Origin of the sequence: Paraburkholderia ultramafica (genome assembly GCF_902859915.1) — a bacterium.
Taxonomy (GTDB): domain Bacteria; phylum Pseudomonadota; class Gammaproteobacteria; order Burkholderiales; family Burkholderiaceae; genus Paraburkholderia; species Paraburkholderia ultramafica.
The window spans coordinates 27,413-49,919 of record NZ_CADIKK010000039.1; the positions used below are offsets into that span (position 1 = coordinate 27,413).

Annotated in this window: 23 protein-coding genes; 8 read left to right on the forward strand and 15 right to left on the reverse strand. The window is 64.7% G+C overall.

The genetic code is table 11. The annotated features are described in order from the left end of the window. Positions 1-74 precede the first annotated feature (74 nt). The 5 genes from HV744_RS30280 to HV744_RS30300 all read left to right on the forward strand — a co-directional run bounded on the left by HV744_RS30280 (position 75) and on the right by HV744_RS30300 (position 6,002). The gene (locus tag HV744_RS30280) at positions 75-1,469 is read left to right on the forward strand and encodes a phosphomannomutase/phosphoglucomutase (protein WP_175153026.1); all 1,395 of its coding nucleotides are present in this window, start codon (positions 75-77) and stop codon (positions 1,467-1,469) included. A gap of 339 nt (positions 1,470-1,808) precedes the next feature. Next, entirely contained in the window at positions 1,809-2,810 is a 1,002-nt protein-coding gene (gene waaC, locus HV744_RS30285; protein WP_343056478.1) for a lipopolysaccharide heptosyltransferase I, read from the forward strand. A 48-nt stretch (positions 2,811-2,858) separates the two neighbouring features. Next, positions 2,859-3,743, forward strand: a complete 885-nt coding sequence (gene kdoO, locus HV744_RS30290; RefSeq protein ID WP_175153028.1) for a Kdo hydroxylase KdoO — start codon at positions 2,859-2,861, stop codon at positions 3,741-3,743. 76 nt (positions 3,744-3,819) lie between these two features. After that, a complete protein-coding gene (gene waaA / locus HV744_RS30295; RefSeq protein WP_175153029.1) occupies positions 3,820-5,133 on the forward strand; it encodes a lipid IV(A) 3-deoxy-D-manno-octulosonic acid transferase in 1,314 nt (437 codons plus the stop codon). A 119-nt stretch (positions 5,134-5,252) separates the two neighbouring features. Then, positions 5,253-6,002 (forward strand): Fic family protein, encoded by a 750-nt coding sequence (locus tag HV744_RS30300; protein ID WP_175153030.1) that lies wholly within the window; start codon positions 5,253-5,255, stop codon positions 6,000-6,002. A gap of 4 nt (positions 6,003-6,006) precedes the next feature. Here HV744_RS30300 and ureG read toward each other — a convergent pair whose 3' ends face one another. From ureG to urtA, 13 genes are all read right to left on the reverse strand, one after another. Further along, positions 6,007-6,651 carry an urease accessory protein UreG gene (ureG, locus tag HV744_RS30305; protein WP_175153031.1) on the reverse strand — a complete coding sequence of 215 codons (645 nt, stop codon included), beginning with the start codon at positions 6,649-6,651 and terminating at the stop codon, positions 6,007-6,009. A gap of 11 nt (positions 6,652-6,662) precedes the next feature. After that, complete coding sequence (locus tag HV744_RS30310; RefSeq protein WP_175153032.1) at positions 6,663-7,343, reverse strand: urease accessory protein UreF; 681 nt, start codon at positions 7,341-7,343, stop codon at positions 6,663-6,665. Next, positions 7,330-7,950, reverse strand: coding sequence for an urease accessory protein UreE (gene ureE / locus HV744_RS30315; RefSeq protein ID WP_175153033.1), 621 nt, complete (start codon positions 7,948-7,950; stop codon positions 7,330-7,332). The genes HV744_RS30310 and ureE overlap by 14 nt, the downstream gene beginning before the upstream one ends. Positions 7,951-7,952: 2 nt before the next feature. Continuing rightward, entirely contained in the window at positions 7,953-9,659 is a 1,707-nt protein-coding gene (gene ureC / locus HV744_RS30320; protein ID WP_175153034.1) for an urease subunit alpha, read from the reverse strand. A gap of 52 nt (positions 9,660-9,711) precedes the next feature. Then, positions 9,712-10,017: an urease subunit beta gene (locus tag HV744_RS30325; protein WP_175153035.1), complete on the reverse strand. Its 306-nt coding sequence runs from the start codon at positions 10,015-10,017 to the stop codon at positions 9,712-9,714. 18 nt (positions 10,018-10,035) lie between these two features. Further along, positions 10,036-10,338 carry an urease subunit gamma gene (ureA, locus tag HV744_RS30330; RefSeq protein ID WP_054041799.1) on the reverse strand — a complete coding sequence of 101 codons (303 nt, stop codon included), beginning with the start codon at positions 10,336-10,338 and terminating at the stop codon, positions 10,036-10,038. Positions 10,339-10,545: 207 nt separating this feature from the next. After that, the gene (locus tag HV744_RS30335) at positions 10,546-11,358 is read right to left on the reverse strand and encodes a transporter substrate-binding domain-containing protein (protein WP_175153036.1); all 813 of its coding nucleotides are present in this window, start codon (positions 11,356-11,358) and stop codon (positions 10,546-10,548) included. Between the two features lie 275 nt (positions 11,359-11,633). Continuing rightward, positions 11,634-12,521 carry an urease accessory protein UreD gene (locus HV744_RS30340; RefSeq protein WP_175153037.1) on the reverse strand — a complete coding sequence of 296 codons (888 nt, stop codon included), beginning with the start codon at positions 12,519-12,521 and terminating at the stop codon, positions 11,634-11,636. Between the two features lie 113 nt (positions 12,522-12,634). Beyond that, positions 12,635-13,327: an urea ABC transporter ATP-binding subunit UrtE gene (gene urtE, locus HV744_RS30345; protein ID WP_175153038.1), complete on the reverse strand. Its 693-nt coding sequence runs from the start codon at positions 13,325-13,327 to the stop codon at positions 12,635-12,637. 19 nt (positions 13,328-13,346) lie between these two features. Further along, entirely contained in the window at positions 13,347-14,210 is an 864-nt protein-coding gene (urtD, locus tag HV744_RS30350; protein ID WP_175153039.1) for an urea ABC transporter ATP-binding protein UrtD, read from the reverse strand. Further along, positions 14,207-15,391: an urea ABC transporter permease subunit UrtC gene (gene urtC / locus HV744_RS30355; RefSeq protein WP_175153040.1), complete on the reverse strand. Its 1,185-nt coding sequence runs from the start codon at positions 15,389-15,391 to the stop codon at positions 14,207-14,209. The genes urtD and urtC overlap by 4 nt, the downstream gene beginning before the upstream one ends. Before the next feature lies 1 nt (position 15,392). Next, positions 15,393-17,045, reverse strand: coding sequence for an urea ABC transporter permease subunit UrtB (gene urtB / locus HV744_RS30360; protein ID WP_175153041.1), 1,653 nt, complete (start codon positions 17,043-17,045; stop codon positions 15,393-15,395). A gap of 203 nt (positions 17,046-17,248) precedes the next feature. Continuing rightward, positions 17,249-18,547 carry an urea ABC transporter substrate-binding protein gene (gene urtA, locus HV744_RS30365; RefSeq protein ID WP_175153042.1) on the reverse strand — a complete coding sequence of 433 codons (1,299 nt, stop codon included), beginning with the start codon at positions 18,545-18,547 and terminating at the stop codon, positions 17,249-17,251. 31 nt (positions 18,548-18,578) lie between these two features. Between urtA and HV744_RS30370 the strand changes: the two genes are divergently transcribed. Both HV744_RS30370 and aptA read left to right on the forward strand, forming a co-directional pair. Beyond that, positions 18,579-18,755: a hypothetical protein gene (locus HV744_RS30370; RefSeq protein WP_175153043.1), complete on the forward strand. Its 177-nt coding sequence runs from the start codon at positions 18,579-18,581 to the stop codon at positions 18,753-18,755. A 142-nt stretch (positions 18,756-18,897) separates the two neighbouring features. Continuing rightward, a complete protein-coding gene (gene aptA / locus HV744_RS30375; RefSeq protein WP_175153044.1) occupies positions 18,898-20,229 on the forward strand; it encodes an omega-aminotransferase AptA in 1,332 nt (443 codons plus the stop codon). Between the two features lie 140 nt (positions 20,230-20,369). Here aptA and HV744_RS30380 read toward each other — a convergent pair whose 3' ends face one another. Continuing rightward, positions 20,370-21,473 (reverse strand): DUF3443 family protein, encoded by a 1,104-nt coding sequence (locus HV744_RS30380; protein WP_281363682.1) that lies wholly within the window; start codon positions 21,471-21,473, stop codon positions 20,370-20,372. Between the two features lie 107 nt (positions 21,474-21,580). On the opposite strand from HV744_RS30380, the gene HV744_RS38100 reads away from it, so the two are divergent. Next, positions 21,581-21,796: a hypothetical protein gene (locus HV744_RS38100; RefSeq protein WP_281363683.1), complete on the forward strand. Its 216-nt coding sequence runs from the start codon at positions 21,581-21,583 to the stop codon at positions 21,794-21,796. A 183-nt stretch (positions 21,797-21,979) separates the two neighbouring features. On the opposite strand, the gene HV744_RS30385 is transcribed toward HV744_RS38100, so the two are convergent. Next, on the reverse strand, positions 21,980-22,438 hold the full coding sequence (locus HV744_RS30385) for a DUF2844 domain-containing protein (protein WP_175153046.1): 459 nt from the start codon (positions 22,436-22,438) through the stop codon (positions 21,980-21,982). Positions 22,439-22,507: the final 69 nt, after the last annotated feature.

Genomic DNA, 22,507 nt, shown 5'->3' on the forward strand with positions numbered 1-22,507 from the left:
GTTTTAACGCTGGTTTTACCGATTGGTCATCGGTGCGCCGGTCAAAATTTTCCATTGCACGCAAGTGAGCCAACATGATCTCCAAATCCATTTTCAAGGCGTATGACATTCGCGGCGTAATCGGCAAGACGCTCGACACCGATGCCGCACGGTCCATCGGCCGTGCATTCGGCAGTGAGGTGCGGGCGCAAGGCGGCGACGCGGTGGTGGTCGCGCGCGACGGACGCCTGTCGGGTCCCGAGCTGATTCAGGCACTGTCGGACGGTCTGCGTGCGGCCGGCGTCGACGTGGTCGACGTCGGTATGGTGCCCACTCCGGTCGGCTACTTCGCAGCCAGCGTGCCGTTGCAGCTCGCGAGCGGCGAACGCCATGTCGATTCGTGCATCGTCGTGACAGGCAGCCACAATCCGCCTGACTACAACGGCTTCAAGATGGTCCTGCGCGGCGCGGCCATCTACGGCGAACAGATCCTCGCGCTGCATCAGCGCATCGTCGACGAGAACTTCAGCGACGGCAGCGGCACGTACACCGAGTACGATATCGCCGACGCGTATCTCGAGCGCATCGCCAGCGACGTCAAGCTCGCGCGCCCGATCAAGATCGTGGTCGATACCGGCAACGGCGTCGCCGGCGGCCTCGCGCCGAAGCTGTTCAAGAAGCTCGGCTGCGAGCTGGTCGAACTGTTCACCGAGATCGACGGCAACTTCCCGAACCATCACCCGGACCCGGCTCACCCGGAAAACCTGCAGGACGTGATTCGCGCGCTGAAGGAAACGGATGCGGAAATCGGCTTCGCGTTCGACGGCGACGGCGACCGCCTGGGCGTCGTCACGAAGGACGGCCAGATCATCTATCCGGACCGCCAGCTGATGCTGTTCGCTGAGGAAGTGCTGTCGCGCAACAAGGGCGCGCAGATCATTTACGACGTGAAGTGCACGCGCAATCTCGCGAAGTGGGTGAAGGACAAGGGCGGCGAACCGTTGATGTGGAAGACCGGCCACTCGCTCGTGAAGGCGAAGCTGCGTGAAACCGGCGCGCCGCTGGCCGGCGAAATGAGCGGCCACGTGTTTTTCAAGGACCGCTGGTACGGTTTCGACGACGGCCTGTACACAGGAGCGCGTCTGCTCGAAATTCTCACGCGCGTGGCCGATCCGAGCCAGCTGCTGAACTCGCTGCCGAACTCGAACTCCACGCCGGAGCTGCAGCTGAAGCTCGAAGAAGGCGAGAACTTCGAACTGATCGCGCGTTTGCAGCAGAACGCGAAGTTCACCGGCGCGGACGACGTCGTGAAGATCGACGGCCTGCGCGTCGAGTATCCGGACGGCTTCGGTCTCGCGCGTTCGTCGAACACCACGCCGGTGGTGGTGATGCGCTTCGAAGCCGATAGCGACGCGGCGCTCAAACGCATTCAGGAAGACTTTCGTCGCGTGATCCTCGCCGAGAAGGCCGATGCGAAACTGCCGTTCTAAAGGCTGAGGCGGCGGCGCGGTTCGACCCGTTTCGGGTCGTTTCGAATCGCCGCCGTCGTAGAACGCGGCGCGGGTTTCACTTACCGCGCCGCGTTTTTTCATGTCATTTACATGTGACGCGCTAAAATCGCGGTCCTCTCGTGAGAAGACGCCGGGCCGTCCCAAGTCTTCTCACCCCCCTCGGGGGGCCTGGCGCGTAGCGACAGGTTTTGGGGGCGCTTTTACTAAGACGCCGGGCCGTCCCAAGTCTTCTCACCCCCCTCGGGGGCCTGGCGCGTAGCGACAGGTTTGGGGGCTCTCTTAACGCATCTTCGGGCCGGATAGCCGGTTTTCCCACTCTTGAGCGTGCAAAAGATACTGATCGTGCGGGTGTCGTCATTGGGCGACGTCGTTCACAACATGCCGGTGATCGCCGACATCCGACGCCGCCATCCCGATGCCCTGATCGACTGGCTCGTCGAAGAAAGCTTCGTGGGGCTCGTGCAACTGGTGACGGGCGTGCGGCGGGCCATACCGGTGTCGCTGCGGCGCTGGCGCAAGCGCATCCTGTCGGTCGACAACTGGCGCGAGATCGGCGCGTTCCGGCGCGCGCTCGCCGCCGAGAACTATGATCTCGTGATCGACTGCCAGGGGCTCATCAAGACCGCATGGGTCGCAAGCATGGCGCGCGGGCCGCTGGTCGGCCTCGCGAACCGCACCGACGGCGCGGGCTTCGAATGGCCGGTGCGCTTCTTCTACGGCAAGCGCGTGCCGATCGAGCCGCGCACCCACGTGGTCGAACGCACGCGGCAACTGGTCGCCGCGGCGCTGAACGACCCGCCGCCGCAACCCACCGACGACATCGACTTCGGCCTCGACACCGGGCGCGCGGCGCTGGCTTTGTCGGAAGCGAATCTGAACCTGCCGGTGCCGTACGTGGTGTTCGTGCACGCGACTTCGCGCGCCGACAAGCAATGGCCCGATAGCGCGTGGATCGAGCTGGGGCAGTCGCTGGTGCGGCGCGGCGCGTCGATCGTGCTGCCGTGGGGCAGCGACGCCGAGCGCACGACCAGCGAGCGTCTCGCGAAGGAATTCGGCGCGGCCGCGATCGTGCCGCCGAAGCTGTCGTTGCCCGCGGTGGTCGGCCTGATCGAAGGCGCGGCCGCGACGGTTGGCGTTGACACAGGTCTAGTCCACATTGCGGCGGCGCTGAAGCGGCCCACGGTCGAGTTGTACAATTTCTCGACGGCGTGGCGCACCGGCGGCTACTGGTCGCCGAACGTCGTCAATCTCGGCTCGGCCGGACAGCCGCCCACGCTGCAACAGGTCAAGTCGGCACTGGCCGGTTTCGGCCTGCTGTAACCCGTCGGTGCGCTTCGCCTTGCGCACCCTCCGTTCTCAAGGGCGACCATGAACGAAACCCAGATCATCGAAGTAGCGAGCGCCGACTGGCACGCACGCAACCTGTCCGTGCCGCGCGAGACGCTGCTCGCCGGCGTCGAACGCGGCAAGGTGCTGTACTTCCCGAACCTGCGCTTCGCGATCGAAGGCGGCGAACAGGCGCTGCTCAATCCCGCGCTCGCCGATCCGAGCCGCAAGAACATCAGCCTCGAACCCAACGGCGGCGCGTTGCACGGCGTGGCCGGCGACGCCGTCACGCAATCGGCGGTGCGCGCGTTGATCGCGCGTTATCAGACCAATGCGCGCACGCTGGTCGACGGGCTCTTTCCCGAATACAACGGCAAGCTGCGGGTCGCGCCAACCAGCTTGCGGCTGCATCAGGTGGAAACGCGCGAAACCTCGTGGCGTAAAGACGATAGCCGTCTGCACGTCGACGCGTTCCCGTCGCGGCCGAACTACGGCGAGCGCATTCTGCGCGTGTTCACCAACGTCAACCCGCATGGGGCGCCGCGCGTGTGGCGCGTCGGCGAACCGTTCGAGGACATGGCGCGCCGCTTCCTGCCGCGCATCAAGCCGCAGATGCCGGGTTCGGCATGGCTGCTGAATCTGCTGCACGTGACCAAGTCGCCGCGCAGCGAGTACGACCATCTGATGCTGAATCTACACGACGGCATGAAGGCCGATCTCGACTATCAGAAGTCGAGCCCGCAGGAGACCATGCCGTTCCCGCCGGGCTGCGTGTGGGTGTGTTTCTCCGACCAGACCTCGCACGCGGTGATGTCCGGCCAGTTCATGCTGGAGCAGACTTTCTTCCTGCCGGTCAAGGCGATGGCGCAGCCCGAATGCGCGCCGCTCGGCATTCTCGAGCGCCTGAAGGGCAGGGCGCTGGTTTGAGCGCCGCGCTCTTTCTGATGGTTTTGCGACGCGTGGCGGCTCATGCGCCGAAGCACGCGAAGCACGCGGAGTGCCGATGCTGAGGGCGATTTATAACGCGCTCTGGTGGCTGATCGCGCCGCTTGCGGTGCTGCGTCTGCTGATTCGTTCGCGCAAGGAGCGCGGCTACCGCGAGCATCTCGGCGAGCGCTTCGGATACTCGCGCGGGCGCTTGCCTGAAGACAACGGGCCGCTGATCTGGGTGCACGCGGTGTCGGTCGGCGAGACGCGTGCCGCGCAGCCGCTGATCGACGCGCTGATGAAGGCGCGTCCCGACGCGCGCATTCTGTTGACCCACATGACGCCGAGCGGCCGCGCGACCGGCACGGAGGTTTTCGGCGACCGTGTGTTGCGCAGCTACTTGCCGTACGACATGCCGCATGCAGTGCGGCGCTTCTTGCGCGCGTGGCGGCCGTCGCTTGGTCTGGTGATGGAAACCGAAGTGTGGCCGACGCTGATCGACGAATGCCGTCGCGCGGATGTGCCGCTCGTGCTGACCAATGCGCGGATGTCGGCGCGCTCGTACAAGCGCGCGGCCAAATTCGGCGGCGCGACCAAAGACGTGTTCGGCGGGTTTGCGCGCGTGCTGGCGCAGAGTCCGTCGGATGCCGAGCGGCTCACCGCGCTCGGCGCGCGCAACGTCGCGGTGCTCGGCAATCTGAAGTTCGACATGAGCACGCCGCCGGAACTGGCGGCGCGCGGTCACGCGTGGCGCGCGGCGATCGGCACGCGGCCGGTGTGGGTCGCGGCGAGCACGCGCGAGGGTGAAGAGGCATTGGTGCTGCAAGCGTTCGCGGCGCTTGAGGTCGAGGCCGCGCTGCTGATTCTGGTGCCGCGTCATCCGCAACGGTTCAACGAAGTGGCGGCATTGGTCGAGAAGGCCGGGCTGCGGCTCGAGCGGCGTTCGAACTGGGCGCCGGATGCGAAAGTGGCGTCCGCGGCCACGAGCGGCGGCGTGCCGGCGTTGCCTGCCGGCGTGAACGTGCTGCTGGGCGATTCGATGGGCGAATTGGGCGCTTACTATGCCACCGCGGATCTGGCGTTTATCGGCGGCAGTTTGCTGCCGCTCGGCGGGCAGAATCTGATCGAGGCGTGCGCGGTCGGTGTGCCGGTGCTGATCGGGCCGCATGTGTTCAATTTCACGCAGGCCACGGCGGATGCGGTGGCGGCAGGCGCCGCGTTGCAGGTGCAAGATCCGGCTGAGCTCGCGCGTGCTTTGCGCGAACTATTCGGCGACAAGCCGCGGCGGCTGGCGATGGGCGGCGCGGCTGCCGCATTCGCCGCGCGTCATCGTGGCGCGACGGCGCGGACGGTGGACGTGTTGATGGCGGTGTTGCCGGAGTCTGAGTGAGTGCTGTGAAATGCGGAGCGTGGCGCATCGCTTCGCTCATCGATAATTAATATATTCTGCGAAGATTGGGCTTGTGAATCCCCGGCCCTGTGACTTGAACCGCTCTCTCACCGCCTGCGATGACGCTTTTCACCGACCTTGGCTTTCAATGGGACCGCGCCGCGATTCCACAAGACATCCCGATCCATTCGATCAAACGGGCGTGCTTCCGCTTTCATCGAATGTTGCCGGAATTCGTGTGGGATGCGAGTGTGCTCGAAGGGAATCCTTTTACGTTTCCCGAAGTGAAGACGCTGCTCGACGGCGTCACTGTTGGTGGTCGGAAAATTTCCGATCAGGAGCAAATCCTGAACCTCGCGGAGAGTTCGAAGCGTTTGCTGGCGATTGTGCAGAATGGGCGATTTGCACTCGATAAAACCACGTTCTGCGACCTGCATCGCCTCGTTGCGCGTAACGAGGCTCTCGAGTGGGGCGTCTTCCGTGGAGAAGGAGAGGAGACGCGATACACACCTGACGTCGCATTGGGCGAGGCAGGACGCTATACGCCGCTACCAACCTTACCTGGGGCGCCGGAACTCAACCAGGTCTTTAACGCAGGTACCCGCGCGCTTGCGGAGCAGGTTTCGAATGCCTTCGAACGCGGCTGCGCGTTCTTCCTGTTCGGCGCGTTGCAGCAGTTCTTCTTCGATGGGAATAAACGTACGTCACGTTTCATGATGAACGGCGTACTGATGGCAAACGGTATCGATGCGATCAGTGTCCCGGCACAGCGCGCGGCCGACTTCAACGAAAAGATGGTGCGCTTCTATCTGTCGAAAGACGCGACGGAGATGATGGCATTCCTGGTTGAATGCCATCCGGGGGAGTAAAGCATCAAACCTTCAACAACCCCTTCTTCTCGATAAACCTCACCACCTCATCCAACCCGTCGAGCGCCTTCAGATTGCACATCACAAAGGGCCGCTCTCCGCGCATCTTTTTCGCATCCGCAGCCATCACGTCGAGATTCGCGCCGACCATCGGCGCGAGGTCCGTCTTGTTGATCACCAGCAGATCCGATTTCGTAATGCCGGGCCCGCCTTTGCGCGGAATCTTCTCGCCGCCCGCCACGTCGATCACGTAGATGGTCAGGTCCGACAGTTCCGGACTGAACGTCGCCGCGAGATTGTCGCCGCCCGATTCGATGAACACGATATCGGCGTCGGGAAAGCGCGTCAGCATGCGGTCGACGGCTTCGAGATTGATCGACGCGTCTTCGCGGATCGCCGTATGCGGGCAGCCGCCCGTCTCGACGCCCATGATCCGCTCGGCCGGCAACGCGCCCGCCACGGTCAACAGACGCTGGTCTTCTTTCGTATAGATGTCGTTGGTGATCGCGACGAGGTCGTACTGTTCGCGCATCGCCTTGCAGAGCATTTCGAGCAGTGTGGTCTTGCCGGAGCCGACCGGGCCGCCGACGCCCACGCGCAGCGGCGGCAGTTTCTTCGTGCGCAGGGCGGGATGATGAGGTGCGTTCATGATGGATCGATTTATGAGCGAAAGAGCCGCGAATACTGCGACTCGTGACGCGCCGACAGAATGCCGAGTTGCGGCGCGAAGGTGTTGATGTTGTCGGGTGAGGTGGCCAAAGCGCGCGTGACGGCGGCATCGATCGGCTCGCGCAATGCGACGATGATGCGCTGGCCCGCGAGCTGCCCCAGCGGCACGGCCTTCAACGCGGCGGCGGCCTGGTTCTCTATCCAGCTAAAGGCGTAAGCGGCGAGCGCGGCGTCGACGGCTGCGTCGTGCGCGTAGGCGGCGAAGGCGAACGCGGTGGGTTGCGCGAGCGGCGTGATCGACGCGAGCGTCGCGCGTCTTGCCGCATCGCCCCATTCAAGCGACACGCACAGTTGCCGCAATGACCAGCCCATCTGTTCCGTTTCGCGGCGCAGTTCCGCGGACTCGCGGCTCGCGAGGAATTCGCCGTTGGCTTCGGCGAGACCCGCGGTGTCATGCGAGCGCCAGCGCTCCATCTGATGCGCGAGGAACGGCAGTTCGCCGTGCGCGAGCACATCGGTCAGGCCGCCGGCGATCCACGCGCGGGCGGAATCGGCGTCGGTGATCAACTGCGCTTCGATCGCCGCTTCGAGACCCTGCGAGTAGCTGAATGCGCCGATCGGCAGCGCCGGCGACGCGAGATGCAGCAGCGCGGTGAGTTCAGCGATGCGCATGATGCGGGTGATGCGCGTGGCCGCAGGATTCGTCGTGCACGTGGTCGCTGTGGTCGTGGTCGTGATCGTGCGCGTGGCCATGCTCATGCCCATGATGCTCACCAAACACCTGCTGCGCAAGCGCATAGTCCTCAGCGAACGTCTCATCATGCCCATGCTTATGCCCGCCGCCATACGCGCCGGTCTCAGGCTGAAACGGCATCGACACCTGATCGACCGTCGCGCCGATGCGCTTGAGCATGTCGGCCAGCACCGGATCGTATTCGAGCTTCAGATAGTCCGCGCCCACTTCCACCGGCGTATGACGATTGCCGAGGTGATACGCGGCACGCGTCAGCGTCAACGCATCTTTCGCGCGCACGTACAGCACCGCTTCCGCTGCGGCGACCACCCGCACGAGGCCGCCATCGTCGGCGACCAGCACATCGCCGTCGCGCAGCACGGTGCCGCGCGGCAACAGCAGTGCGACTTCTTCGCCGTTATCGAGCGTGGCTGCGAGCCGGCTCTTGCGCCGTTCGTCGCAAGCGAGCGTCAGCGTCGGCGCCCGCTTCACCAGCACCGGCGCGAGCTTCAGATGCGGCGCCAGCAGTTTGTCGAGAGTACGCATGGTTAGAACAGAAAGTAGCGTTGCGCCATCGGCAGCACGGTGGCCGGTTCGCAGGTCAGCAACTGACCGTCGGCGATCACCTGATAGGTTTCCGGATCGACGCTGATCGCCGGACGCCACGCGTTGTGAATCATGTCGGCCTTCGAGATGTTGCGGCAGTTCTTCACCACGACGATACGCTTGTTCAGGCCGTAACGTTCGGCCACGCCCGCGTCGGCGGCCATCTGCGAAACGAAGGTCAGCGACGTGCGGCCCAATGCTGCGCCGCGCGTCGCGAACATCTCGCGATAGTGCACCGGCTGCGGCGTCGGAATCGACGCGTTGGGGTCGCCCATCTGCGCCATCGCGATCATGCCGCCCTTCAGGATCAGCGACGGCTTGATGCCGAAAAACGCCGGCTCCCAGAACACCAGATCGGCCCACTTGCCCGGCTCGATCGAGCCGACTTCATGCGAGATGCCATGCGTGATCGCCGGGTTGATCGTGTACTTCGCGACATAGCGCTTCGCGCGGAAGTTATCGTGACGCGTGGTGTCCTCGGGCAGCGCGCCGCGTTGCACCTTCATCTTGTGCGCGGTCTGCCACGTGCGGATGATCACTTCGCCCACGCGGCCCATCGCCTGCGAATCCGACGACAGCATCGACAGCGCGCCGAGATCGTGCAGGATGTCTTCGGCCGCGATGGTCTCACGGCGGATGCGCGATTCGGCAAACGCAATGTCTTCCGCGATAGACGGGTCCAGGTGGTGGCACACCATCAGCATGTCGAGATGCTCTTCGAGCGTGTTGACGGTATACGGGCGCGTCGGATTGGTCGAGGATGGCAGCACGTTCGCTTCGCCGCACACCTTGATGATGTCCGGCGCGTGGCCGCCGCCCGCGCCTTCCGTGTGATACGTGTGGATCGTGCGGCCCTTGAACGCGGCCACCGTCGCTTCGACGAAACCCGCTTCGTTCAGCGTGTCGGTGTGGATCGCGACCTGCGTGTCGGTGTCGTCGGCCACAGAGAGGCAGTTGTCGATCGCGGCGGGCGTGGTGCCCCAGTCCTCATGCAGCTTCAGACCGATCGCGCCGGCGGCGATCTGCTCCAGCGCCGGTTGCGGCTGGCTGACGTTGCCCTTGCCGAGAAAGCCGAGGTTCATCGGATAACCATCGGCTGCCTGCAGCATGCGTTCGAGATGCCACGGACCCGGCGTGCAGGTGGTCGCGTTGGTGCCGGTGGCCGGGCCGGTGCCGCCGCCGAGCATCGTGGTCACGCCGCTCGCGAGCGCTTCTTCGATCTGCTGCGGGCTGATGAAGTGAATGTGCGTGTCGATGCCGCCCGCCGTCACGATCAGGCCTTCGCCCGCGATCACTTCGGTGGCCGCGCCGATCGTGATCGTCACGTTCGGCTGGATGTCGGGATTGCCCGCCTTGCCGATTGCGGCAATGCGGCCGTTCTTGATGCCGATGTCGGCCTTGACGATGCCCCAGTGATCGAGAATCACCGCGTTCGTCACGACCGTATCGACGACCTCGGCGTGCACGCGTTGCGACTGGCCCATGCCGTCGCGAATCACCTTGCCGCCGCCGAATTTGACTTCTTCGCCGTAGGTGGTGAAGTCGCGCTCGACTTCGATCAGCAACTCGGTATCGGCGAGGCGCACGCGGTCGCCGGTGGTAGGGCCGAACATCTCCGCGTACGCGCGGCGGCCAATGCGTAATGTCATGGTGTGAGTCCGGAAATGAGCAGGGCGGTCAGGCAGTTGAGCGCGCGGCGCATCACAGCTTGCCCATCACCTTGCCGTTAAAGCCGTAGACGACACGCTCGCCCGCCAGTTCGACCAGTTCGACGGTGCGTTCCTGGCCGGGCTCGAAGCGCACGGCGGTGCCTGCCGCGATGTTCAGCCGGAAGCCGCGCGCCGCTTCGCGATCGAACGACAGCGCCGCGTTCACTTCGTAGAAGTGGTAGTGCGAGCCGATCTGCACGGGACGGTCGCCGGTATTCGACACGACCACCGTGACCGTGGCGCGGCCCGCATTCAGCTCGTGTTCGCCGTCGTCGATGAGGAGTTCGCCGGGAATCATGGGATCTGCCTTACGAGATCAGGGGATCGGGTGATGAACGGTGACGAGCTTGGTGCCGTCGGGGAACGTGGCTTCGACCTGGATGTCGGGGATCATCTCCGGCACGCCTTCCATCACATCGGCGCGCGTGAGCAGCGTGGTGCCGTAGTGCATGACCTCGGCGACGGTCTTGCCGTCGCGCGCCGCTTCCATCAGCGCGGCGGTGATGAACGCGATCGCTTCCGGGTAGTTCAGTTTGAGGCCGCGCGCGCGGCGCCGTTCGGCAAGCAGCGCGGCGGTGAAGATCAGCAGCTTGTCCTTCTCGCGAGGTGTCAGCTTCATCGAATGTGTGCGTTGGGTTGTGCCGGTCCCTGCTGGGTCCGGCCGCGGCAATGATAGGCACTGCGCGTTACGGTCGCGATCGCGTGAAGCGCACGCGGCGAGGCCGCAACACATGCAGGGCCGGATGAGCCGGTCACGGTATCAAGTCCGGCTAACGGTGGGCTTACAAACGGTGTGCTTAAAAGGGTGTGCTTAAAAGCGGCGCGCTTACAGATCAGTCGGCAACGGTGCGCCGAACCACTTCTTCGACATCGTGTTGAGCGTGCCGTCCTGCTTCGCCTGCGCGATGGCGGCGTCCACTTTCTGCTGCAGGCGCGGCTCGTTCTTGTTCATGCCGACGAAGCACGGCGAATTCCTGATCACGAACTTCGGCTCCGGACGGCGCGGCGGATTCTTCGCGAGGATCGCGGCCGCGACGATGTTGCCCGCGGCGATCAACTGCACCTGGCCCGACAGAAACGCGGCGATGGTCGCGTTGTTGTCCTCGAAGCGTTTGATGGTCGCGTTCGGCGCCATCTGCGAGAGGCCGATTTCCTCGAGCGCGCCACGCGTTGCGCCGACCGTCTTGCCGGTGAGATCGGCGGGGTTCGCGACCTTGATGTCGGCGGGGCCGAACACGCCCTGGTAGTACGGCGCATAGGCGGTCGAAAAGTCGATCACCTTCTCGCGATCCGGCGTCTTGCCGAGCGACGAGATCACCAGATCGACCTTGCCCGTTTGCAGATACGGAATGCGGTTCGCGCTGTTGACCGGCACGAGTTCGAGCTTCACGTTCATCGACTTCGCGAGCAGCTCGGCGGTGTCGATGTCGTAGCCTTGCGGCTTCATGTCGGCGCCGACCGAACCGAACGGCGGATAGTCTTCCGGCACGGCCACTTTCAGCACACCGGCCTTGGCGATATTGTCGAGCGTGTCTGCGTGAGCGGCGACTGCATGAAAGGCGAGGTGAGCGACGATGGGCGCGGACAGCAACGCGGCGAGCAACGCGCGGCGCGTGGGGCGAGGGAGTGGTCGTTTCATGTTCTGTGAGCGGTGGTGGCGGTGTCGTGATGGCGGCGAGCCGGTCGGCTGCCGTCAGGGCGCGGCAGCATCTTGGGGAAGGTCGACGCAAGGTGTGTGCCATGGCTGTGCAGCGTGGGCTGGCGGGACACCAAGCCAGGAGACGCACACGATTGGGGCGTTAGAGCGCGCCGTGTTGGTGCGTCGCGGGTCTTACTACGGTGAAAGGCTCGCTTCGTTCGAAGCTGGCAGCGCAATGGATTGCGGAGCAGGCCGCGAATCGCGTGTGCAACGATTTACGTCGACCAGATCCGCAACGGCACCGCCGCGACGCCATGCACGACCGGCCGCAGTTGCAGCCAGCAGCGCGTCAACGCGTGCTGCAATGTCTCCATCGAGCGCGAAACCGCGCGCACTAGCACCACGCCATGCGTCACGCACGAAGCAGCGGCGCGCAGCGAATCGTCGAACGGCAGTTGCGCGGTCAGCGACTCGGCCAGCGCGTTGTCGCAAGCCGCGCCGACGGCCCACAGCGTTCCGTAGACGGGAAAGCCTGCGAGTCCCTGAGCCGCATCGCGCAGCGGATCGTCCGCGTTGAGGCTCGCGCGTTCGAGCCATAGCAGCTCGCCGTTCGGGCCGACGATCCGCGACACTGCGCGCAAGCAACCTTCCGACCACCGCTCACCGGCAGCTTGCCGTCCGAGCTGGGTCGCATCCCAGCCAATCGCGGTAGCGCCCTCGGCCAAGGTCAGCGAAAAATCCAGCTGCGCATTCGCGTGGTCGAACACGATATTGTTCTGCGGCAACCAATCGAGCTTCGCCTGCTCGCCGACGCGCACGGCGATATGCTGCTTCGCTGCGCGGCCATTGGACTTGTACCACTTGGTCGCGCCGGGCGTCGTGATCACGGCATGCGCACCGGCGCCGACCACGATGTCGATAGCGAGTTGATCGCCGCCCGCGATCCCGCCGGGCGGATGCACGATCACCGCATGGCAGATCGCATGACCTTCCGGATAGAGCGGCCGCTGCACGCGCAACGGCCCATCATGCAGCCGATGCAACAGCGTCGTGCGCTCGTCCTGTTTGACGAAGCCGAGTTCGAGACGCGCGCGCCAGGACGAATGCGAATGCGCGGCGGCATGCGCAGTGGCGAGCGTGACGTGATTTTCGTGAAGCGACATGCGAATGAACGTGCGATCGGCGTGTTAAGACCAGTGGGCTTGCGGGCGCGAGCCGCGCCGCCCAGGATGTGGCGAGAATAGCACGCAAGCTTGCGCGTGCCCTCACATCGCGATCACACGGCGATCAGTGCGCGCACGCCATCGGTATCCATGTTGGCGCCTTCGCCGCCCGCGACGATCTCACCCCGGCTCATCACCCAATACCGGTCGGCGATGTCTTTCGCGAAGTCGTAATACTGCTCGACGAGCAACACCGTCATGCCCATTTCCTCGACCAGTTGACGCAGCGTGCGGCCGATGTCCTGAATGATCGACGGCTGGATGCCTTCGGTCGGTTCGTCGAGAATCAGCAGTTGCGGATCGCTCATCAGCGCGCGGCCAATCGCGAGCTGTTGCTGCTGACCGCCCGACAGATCGCCGCCACGACGGCTGCGCATATCCTTCAGGACTGGGAACAGTTCGTAGATCCGCTCGGGGATTTTCCTGGGCGCTTTCTTGCTGGCCGCGCCGACCAGCAGATTTTCCTCGACGGTCAGCCGCGGAAAGATATCGCGGCCTTGCGGCACATAGGCGAGCCCGTGCTCGACGCGCGAGTAGGTCGGCAGCTTGGTGATCGGCGTGCCGCGCCACGCAATCGAGCCGCTCTTCGTCTGCACGACGCCCATCAGGCAGCGCAGCAGCGTGGTCTTGCCGACGCCGTTGCGGCCCAGCAGCACCGTGAGCTTGCCGTCGGGCACGGTGAGCTGCACATCGCGCAGGATGTGGCTGCCGCCGTAGTACTGGTTCAGGTTATCTACTTCTAGCATGTGCGTTCGCGCCTCTAATTCATCGACCTAAATACGACTCGATGACCGTCTCGTCTTGCTTGACTTCGTCGAGCGTGCCGTGCGCGAGCACGCGTCCTTCGGCCATCACCGTGACCTTGCCGGTGTCGCCCGACAACGCCGCCACGAACTCCATGTCGTGTTCGACCACCATCATCGAGCAGGTGCCGCGCAGATGATTGAGCAACTCGGCCAACTGCATGGTCTCGTCGTCGGTCATGCCGGCGGCTGGCTCGTCGAGCAGCAGCAGCGCCGGTTGCTGCATCAGCAGCATGCCGATTTCGAGCCGCTGCTTCTGTCCGTGCGAAAGCTCGCCGGCGAGGCGCCGCGCTTCGCTCTCGAGGCCGATCAGCGCCAGCGTCTGCTCGATGCGCGCCTGCGCCTGACGATCCAGGCGCGCGCGCAACGACGCCCACCAGCCCTTGTCGGCCTTCATCGCCAGTTCGAGGTTCTCCCACACGGGATGCTGCTCGAACACGGTCGGCTTCTGAAACTTGCGCCCAATCCCCGCGCGCGCGATGGACGGCTCGTTCATCCGCGTCAGATCGATCGACTGCCCGAGAAAGACCTTGCCGGAATCCGGCTCCGTCTTGCCGGTGATGACGTCCATCATCGTGGTCTTGCCCGCGCCGTTCGGGCCGATGATGCAGCGCAGTTCGCCGGCGTCGATCGCAAGTGTCAACGCATTCAGCGCGCGAAAGCCGTCGAAGCTCACCGTCACGTCTTCGAGGTACAGGATCGTGCCGTGCGAAACGTCGATCTCGCCTGGCACGACAACGTGTCCCATGCTCGCGACGCCGCTCAACGAGCGCTCGGCGGGTTCTTCCGGTAAGGCCAGATCAGGAACCATCGGGTTTTCGTTCATGAGCGGTTCCTCTTGCGCGTCACGAGTTCGATCAGTCCAATGATGCCGTTCGGCAGCAGCAGCGGGACCAGCACGAAGATCAGACCGAGAAAGAACAGCCAGTATTCAGGAAAGTTCGCGGTGAAGAAACTCTTCGCGCCGTTCACCGCGAACGCGCCGATGATCGGTCCGATCAGCGTGCCGCGTCCGCCTACCGCGACCCAGATCGCCATCTCGATCGAATTGCCCGGCGACATCTCGCCCGGATTGATGATGCCGACCTGCGGCACGTACAACGCGCCGGCAATGCCGCACAACACGGCCGACACGGTCCACACGAACAGCTTGTACGCGAGCGGGCTATAGCCGAGGAACATCAGGCGCGTTTCGCCGTCGCGCACGGCGGTCACCACGCGGCCGAGTTTCGACGTGACGATGGCTCGTGCGCCGAGGAATGCGAGGATCAGCACCGCGAACGTGATCAGCAACAGCGCGGTGCGCGTGGCGGGGTGCGTGATCGGAAAGCCGGCGATGCGCTTGAAGTCGGTGAAGCCGTTATTGCCGCCGAAGCCCGTTTCGTTGCGATAGAACAGCAGCATCGCGGCGAAGGTCATGGCCTGCGTGATGATCGACAGGTACACGCCTTTCACGCGCGAGCGGAACGTGAAGAAGCCGAACACCCACGCGACGACTGCCGGCACCAGCACCACCAGCAGCAGCGCATAGCCGAGATGCTGGGTGCCCTGCCAGTACCACGGCAACTGATGCCAGTCGAGAAACACCATGAAGTCGGGCAGGTCGCTGCCATATTTGCCGTCGTGGCCGATCGCGCGCATCAGGTACATGCCGATCGCGTAGCCGCCCAGCGCGAAGAACAGCGCGTGGCCAAGGCTCAGAATGCCGCAGTAGCCCCACACGAGGTCGAGCGCGAGCGCCGCGATCGCGTAGCACATGAACTTGCCGGTGATCGTTGTCGCGTACGCGGACAGATGCAGCGCGCTGGTCTCCGGCACCACCAGCGTGGCGAACGGTACGCCGAGCCCGAACACGATGATCAGCGCGATCAGCGCGAGCCATGCACGGCGCGACAGCAGTGCGGGACGCGGCGGCAGGCCGAGCGCGAAGCCCGCTTGCGCGTCGCGGCCGGCAACGGCGCCGCTGCCCGCCGTGCCGACATGAGCGGACGAGGTTGCCGATGTCATCTCATGCCTCCGCACTACGGCCCTTGAGGGCGAACATGCCCTGCGGACGCTTCTGGATGAACAACACGATCAGCACCAGCACTGCGATCTTCGCGAGCACCGCGCCCCAGAACGGTTCGATCGCCTTGCTGACGAGCCCGAGCCCGAAACCGCCGATCACCGTGCCGGCCAGCTGGCCGACGCCGCCGAGCACGACCGCCATGAACGAATCGATGATGTAGCTCTGGCCGAGGTCCGGCCCGACATTGCCGATCTGCGACAGCGCGCAGCCGCCCAGCCCGGCGATGCCCGCGCCGAACGCGAACGCATACGAATCGACCCGCGCGGTCTTCACGCCGACGCAGGCGGCCATGCGACGGTTCTGCGTAACCGCGCGCACGAACAGACCGAGCCGTGTCCTCGTCAACACCGCCCACGCAATCCCGACGACGATCAGCGAGAACGCCAGGATCGCCAGCCGGTTGTACGGCAGGATCAGATTCGGCAGCACGGTCACGCCGCCGCTCATCCACGCCGGGTTGATCACTTGCACGTTCTGCGCGCCGAACAGCATGCGGGTCGCCTGAATCAGGATCAGGCTGACGCCGAAGGTGGTCAGCAGCGTTTCGAGCGGACGGCCGTACAGGTGCTTGAGCACCAGCCGTTCGAGCACGATGCCGACCAGCCCCGCCGCCGCGAACGACGCCGGCACCGCGAACAGCGGATACCAGTCGAACGCGCCGGGCGCGAAGCGCTGAAACAGGTTCTGCACGACATAGGTGGCGTACGCGCCGATCATCAGGAATTCGCCGTGCGCCATGTTGATCACGCCGATCAGCCCGTACGTGATCGCAAGTCCGAGCGCGGCGAGCAGCAGCACGCTGCCGAGCGACAAGCCAGCGAACAGCGTGCCGGCGATCTGGCTGCGGCGCTGGATCGCGTCGAGCTCGTCGATGCCGCCTTGCGCGGCGGCGCGCACGCGATCGTCGGCTTCGACGAAGCTGCCGTCCGCTTTCTTCGCGACCAGCGGCCGCAGCAGTTCGTTCATGTCGAGATCGTGGCGCGCGGCCACCAGTTGCACGGCTTCCAGGCGCCTGGCCGGATCGGCATCGTGCAGCGCGGTCATCGCCCACAGTGTGTCGAGGCGCTTCTTGAGCGCCGGATCGGTTTCTTTCGCGCGGGCCGCGTCGACCAGCGGCTTGATCGCCGGATCGGAGTTTTGCAGCAGCGCGCTGATGGCGGCTGCACGGGTCGCCGGGTCGGGCGAGTCGAGTTGCAGGCCCGACAGCGCGCCCGTTACTTTCGAGCGCAGCAGGTTGTTCAGCGTGACCGGCTGCGCGTCGCCGGCGGCGACCGTCTTGCCGGTGACCGCATCGCGCGCGGTGTCGCCGTCTTGCAGCAGCACGGCACCCGCGTCGGTGGCGAGCGCGCTGTCATCGGACAGCGCCTTGAGCAGCGCGAGCGATTCTTTGTCGTGGTTGGCAATCAGCCTGTCGATCGCCGCGGATTTCGCGTCGAAGTCGTCGCCGGCGAGCGGCGCGACATCGGCAGGGCTCAGCGCGAACGCGCCAAGCGGCGCGCCGGCGAGCAGCACGAGCGCCGCGCTGCCGAGGCTGCGCCGGGCCAGTCGTGCAAAGTGCGCGATGCGTGCGGAATTCAGGAATGAAAACGCCATGGTGGCCTTTGAAGAAAAACCGGTAGCGCGGCGCGGCATGGGTTGGAAGAGCCGTGCGAGGTCGACGGTCCAAAAGCAAATGCACGCGCCGGAACCCAATGACGACTACCAACGCTCGACGCGGCGAGCGCGTGCGCCGTGAGTTCACATCGGCTCGCTATGCAGCTAACCGCGCCGTCACAGCGAGCCGTCCTGTCACTCGATCACGCGACGCGCGAGCGCTTCAGGAACGCCGGAATCGAACTGACCACGTCCGGCTTGCCCGAATTGCCGGCGATGAACGGACTCCACGGCTGCGCGCGGATCGCGGTCCTGGTCCGCCACACCACGTTGAACTGGCCGTCGGCGCGCACTTCACCGATCATCACCGGCTTGTGCAGATGGTGATTGCCGTCCATCTCCAGCACGAAGCCCGACGGCGCGGCGAAGGTCTGGCCGACCATCGCCACCCGCACCTTGTCGACGTCGGTGCTCCTGGCCTTCTCGACCGCCTGCTTCCACATGTGGATGCCGACGAAGGTCGCTTCCATCGGGTCGTTGGTCACGCGCTTCGTACCGCCCGGCAGGTTGTTGTCCTTGACCCACGCGGCCCATTGCTTCTTGAACTTCTCGTTGGACGGATTGCGCAGCGACATGAAGTAGTTCCATGCCGCGAGGTTGCCGACCAGCGGCTTCGTATCGATGCCGCGCAGTTCCTCTTCGCCGACCGAGAACGCGACCACCGGCACGTCCGACGCCTTCAGCCCCTGGTTGCCGAGCTCCTTGTAGAACGGCACGTTCGAGTCGCCGTTCACCGTCGAGATCACCGCGGTCTTGCCGCCTTGCGAGAAGGTCTTGATGTTGGCGACGATGGTCTGATAGTCGCTGTGGCCGAACGGCGTGTAGACCTCCTGAATGTCGGCTTCCTGCACGCCCTTGGACTTGAGGAACGCGCGCAGAATCTTGTTGGTCGTGCGCGGATACACATAGTCGGTGCCCAGCAGGAAGAAGCGCCTGGCACCGCCGCCTTCCGCGCTCATCAGATATTCGGTCGCCGGGATCGCCTGCTGATTCGGCGCGGCGCCCGTGTAGAACACGTTGCGCGACATTTCTTCGCCTTCGTACTGCACCGGATAGAACAGCAGGCCGTTCAGTTCCTCGAACACCGGCAGCACCGACTTGCGCGACACCGAGGTCCAGCAGCCGAACACCACCGAGCACTTTTCCTGCGTGATCAGCTGGCGCGCTTTTTCGGCGAACAGCGGCCAGTTCGACGCGGGGTCGACCACCACCGGCTGCAACTGACGGCCCATCACGCCGCCGTTCTTGTTGATGTCCGCGATGGTCATCAACGCAGTGTCTTTGAGCGATGTTTCGGAGATTGCCATCGTGCCCGACAGCGAATGCAGAATGCCCACCTTGATCGGACCGCTAGCGGACTGCGCATGCGCGAACGGCACCCGACCCGCAAGCGCCAGTGCACCGGACATGGAGCCGAACTTCAACAGACTGCGACGTTTCATGTGTTTCCCCTTGCCATTGATGGTGACTGTTATGGACGTCGATTTCGGCCAGCAGGGCTTATCCCTGCATGACTTGCCGCTTGTGTACTGCAAGCCACATGCCATGCAGTCACTTCGACGCGAACTACGCGTCTTGCGCGCTGCCGCGCGCTTGCCGGGCGGGCCGGTGACGCGCGCTGCGGTGCAAAACTGGTGCAGGATCGCCTGATGAGCCTCGTTCAGGTGCGTGACGCGCCGCAACGAAGCGCGCGCATCCGCCAGCGGCCGTCGACGGTGCATGACCGCCGCGCCTTTGTGCATGCGCCTCGCTCTGCCTACACTGAAAGACCACTCACGCGAGGAGACACGACATGAACGAGCGCACCAGCGTCAGTCCACCCGATATGTCCGCTTTCTGGATGCCCTTCACCGCGAACCGCCAGTTCAAGAGCGCGCCACGTCTCTTGGCGAGCGCGAAGGGGATGTACTACACGTCGCACGATGGGCGGCGCATTCTCGACGGCACCGCGGGCCTCTGGTGCGTCAACGCGGGCCATTGCCGCGATGAGATCGTCGCGGCGGTGCAGGCGCAGGCGGCCGAAATGGATTTCGCGCCGACCTTCCAGATGGGCCACCCGAAGGCCTTCGAGGCGGCGACGAAAATCGCCCGTCATACGCCGGGTGATCTGAAGCACATCTTCTTTGCGAACTCGGGCTCGGAGGCGGTCGATACCGCGCTGAAGATCGCGCTCGCTTATCACCGCTCGCGTGGCGAAGGGCAGCGCACGCTGTTGATCGGACGCGAGCGCGGTTATCACGGGGTCGGCTTCGGCGGCATTTCGGTGGGCGGCATTGCTCCGAACCGCAAGGCGTTTTCAGGCGGACTGTTGCCGGCGGTCGATCACTTGCCGCATACGCTGAACCTCAAGGAGGCGGCGTTTTCGAAAGGACAACCCGCATGGGGCGCGCATCTCGCCGATGAACTCGAACGGCTCGTCACGCTGCACGATGCGTCGACGATTGCCGCGGTGATCGTCGAACCGGTGGCCGGCTCGACCGGGGTATTGATTCCGCCGCAAGGCTATTTGCAGCGGCTGCGCGAGATCTGCGACAGGCACGGCATCCTGCTGATCTTCGACGAAGTGATCACCGGCTGGGGACGCCTCGGCGCGCCGTTCGCCGCGCAGTACTTCGGCGTCACGCCCGATATGCTGACGATGGCCAAGGGCACCAACAACGCGGCCGCGCCGCTGGGGGCGGTCGCCGCCAGCGCGAAGATTCACGACGCGATCGTGAACGGCGCGCCGGCCGGCATCGAGCTGTTCCACGGCTACACGTACTCGGGGCATCCGATCGCGGTCGCCGCGGCTTGCGCGACGATCGAACTCTATGAGCGTGAGCAACTGTTCGAACGGGCCGCGCGGATGGCGCCGCTGTTCGAGAGCGCGATCCACAAGCTGCGCGGCGAACCGCATGTGATCGACGTGCGCAATCTCGGACTGGTGGGCGGCGTGGAGTTGGCGCCGCGCGCGGGCGCGTCTGGCGCGCGGGCTTATGACGTGTTCGTGCGCTGCTTCGAGAAAGGCGTGTTGACGCGCTATACCGGGGATATTCTGGCGTTCTCGCCGCCGTTGATCGTCGAGGAAGCGCAGCTCGACGAGATCTTCGGGACGGTCGCGGAGGTGTTGAGGGAGACGGAGTAGGGCGGGCGCGTTTCGTTGTGCTTCGTTGTGCGTGGTTGGTGTGGAGGACTGCGCATTGGACTGGCTCCGCGGCTGTAAAAAAGGCCGGCGCTTGTGGCGCCGGCCTTTTCGTTTCGCTCCATTCGCGCTGCGTTGCCCGATCAGAACGCGATGAACGGCCCTGTCAAGTTGCCGATCTTCACATTGTTGAGCGCGGTATAGACGCTGCGGCCGTAAAAGAACGGCAGGCCCCAGAGGAACGAGCCATACATGGGCGAACCGAGGCTGTCATAGGCCGCGTACTGATTGGCCAGCAGCGAAAATCCGTTCGCGAGCGAGAACGGCACGGTGACCGGCGTGGATCCGCCCGTGGCGCCCACGAGGATGGCGGACAGGCTGAGCGTCGTGGGCGGCACGAACAAGTAATTCGAGGCGCTACCCGAATAGGGCACCGTGGTGTCCGTGAAGAAGTTCGCATTGGAACCGCTATCGATCGCACTGAGATACTGGACGCCCTTGTACGTGGTCGTGAAAAAGCCCTGATTGAGCGCGAGAACGTTCGGATTCGACGGCAGCGCATCATTCGCCTGCGTGCCGATGCCAAACACGAGTTCGCCCGTCGCGCTTGCCTGGCCGTCGGCCGGTAACGCGGGCAGACGGATGATCGTGCCGTTGTTGTCCGACGTGAAACTGGCGACCGGATTCATGACCTGAGTATCGAGCGGAACGCGCGTGCTGCTGCATGAAGTCGCGGACGTGCAGTAGTAATAGGCGGCAGGCAGCGGTGTCGTCGCTGCGGTTGGGTAATCACGCTGTGCCGGGGCGATGCCGAGCACGCCATTGGCGCCCATTTCGGCAACCGTGTTCAAGTTGAGGCCGCCGTTCTTCACGCAATCCGCCGGAGTCGAGTACTTGCCGTCGGCGATCACCTGGATCGGCATGTTGGCCGCCACCTTGCTGCCGATCGTGACGTCGGCGCGTTTGATGGATCCCCACGTATAGCCGGCGTTGAACTGCGCGCATTCGACGATCGGCGCGTTACCCGTCGGATCGTCAGTAGCGCCGGTTTGCGCCGGCAGGCTGGCGCCGAGTGCCGAGCTTAACGCGCTGCCGAGCACACGTACGCCGGTCGAGCCGGTGTCGACCTGCATGTGATCGATGGTCGCGCATTGGTTGGCGCCCTGGCCCCCCGGGATGCAAATCGTCACGCTCACGTACGGTATGTTGGCGTAGGTCGACCATCGTTCCACGGTGATGGGGGCGATGTTGGTGACGGGCGTGGGAGTTGGCGTTGGCGTCGGACTTGGCGTCGGAGTCGGACTTGGCGTCGGCGTCGGAGTAGGTGTCGGAGCCGGACTTGGCGTCGGAGTAGGTGTCGGAGTCGGACTTGGCGTCGGCGTCGGCGTCGGCGTCGGCGCCGGACTTGGCGTCGGCGTTGGAGCAGGTGTCGGAGCCGGACTTGGCGCCGGCGTTGGAGCAGGTGTCGGAGCCGGACTTGGCGCCGGCGTTGGAGCAGGTGTCGGAGCCGGACTTGGCGCCGGCGTTGGAGCAGGTGTCGGAGCCGGACTTGGCGTCGGCGTTGGAGTAGGTGTCGGAGCGGGACTTGGTGTTGGTGCCGCCGGCTTATCGCTGTTATTCGTCGCGTTAGCGCTGCCATCATCGCCGCCGCCACCACACGCGGACAGCGCCAAGCCAGCAGACAGGATCGCGCAGCCGAGCTTCTTATTGAAAGTCGTCATAGTGTTTGTGTTCGGTGAATCCACGCGCCGCTTCATTGCAGATTCTCCATGCGGATATTGGCGGGAACGAGGCGCGGCAAAAATGCCTTGCCGAAAAAGTAGCCTGTATGGCCGGCCGACTCGATATGGAAAGCACTGTTGTGCTGGACCATCGGACCGATGCCGTGCGTGCGCCCTTTGCCGGGGTTGGCGAAGTTCGGGAAGTAGCTGCCGAGCAGCTCGCTCATGTCCGGGCGCACCGGACCTTGCCACGTGACGGCGAACACCACGTTGGTGGGCAGCACGTATTCGCGGATCGTCACGCCGTTGGCGTCGGTCGCCTCGCGCACCGTGTACGACGCAGCCGCAACGTTCGACGTTGCCCCCGACTGGAGCAACGAGCGCGGCGCCGCAACCGCGTGCGTACGCGTAGCTGGCGCTGCGCCCAATGCCGCGTAAGCGGCGAGCGGCGCCAAGGCCGCGAGCGCCAGCGCGCTCTTCACAAATTTCATCTCAATGCTCCAGAAAACAGGTCGGAGCATGGTGCCCGCGGGCCGTTATTGGGATTGCAGGAAAATTCC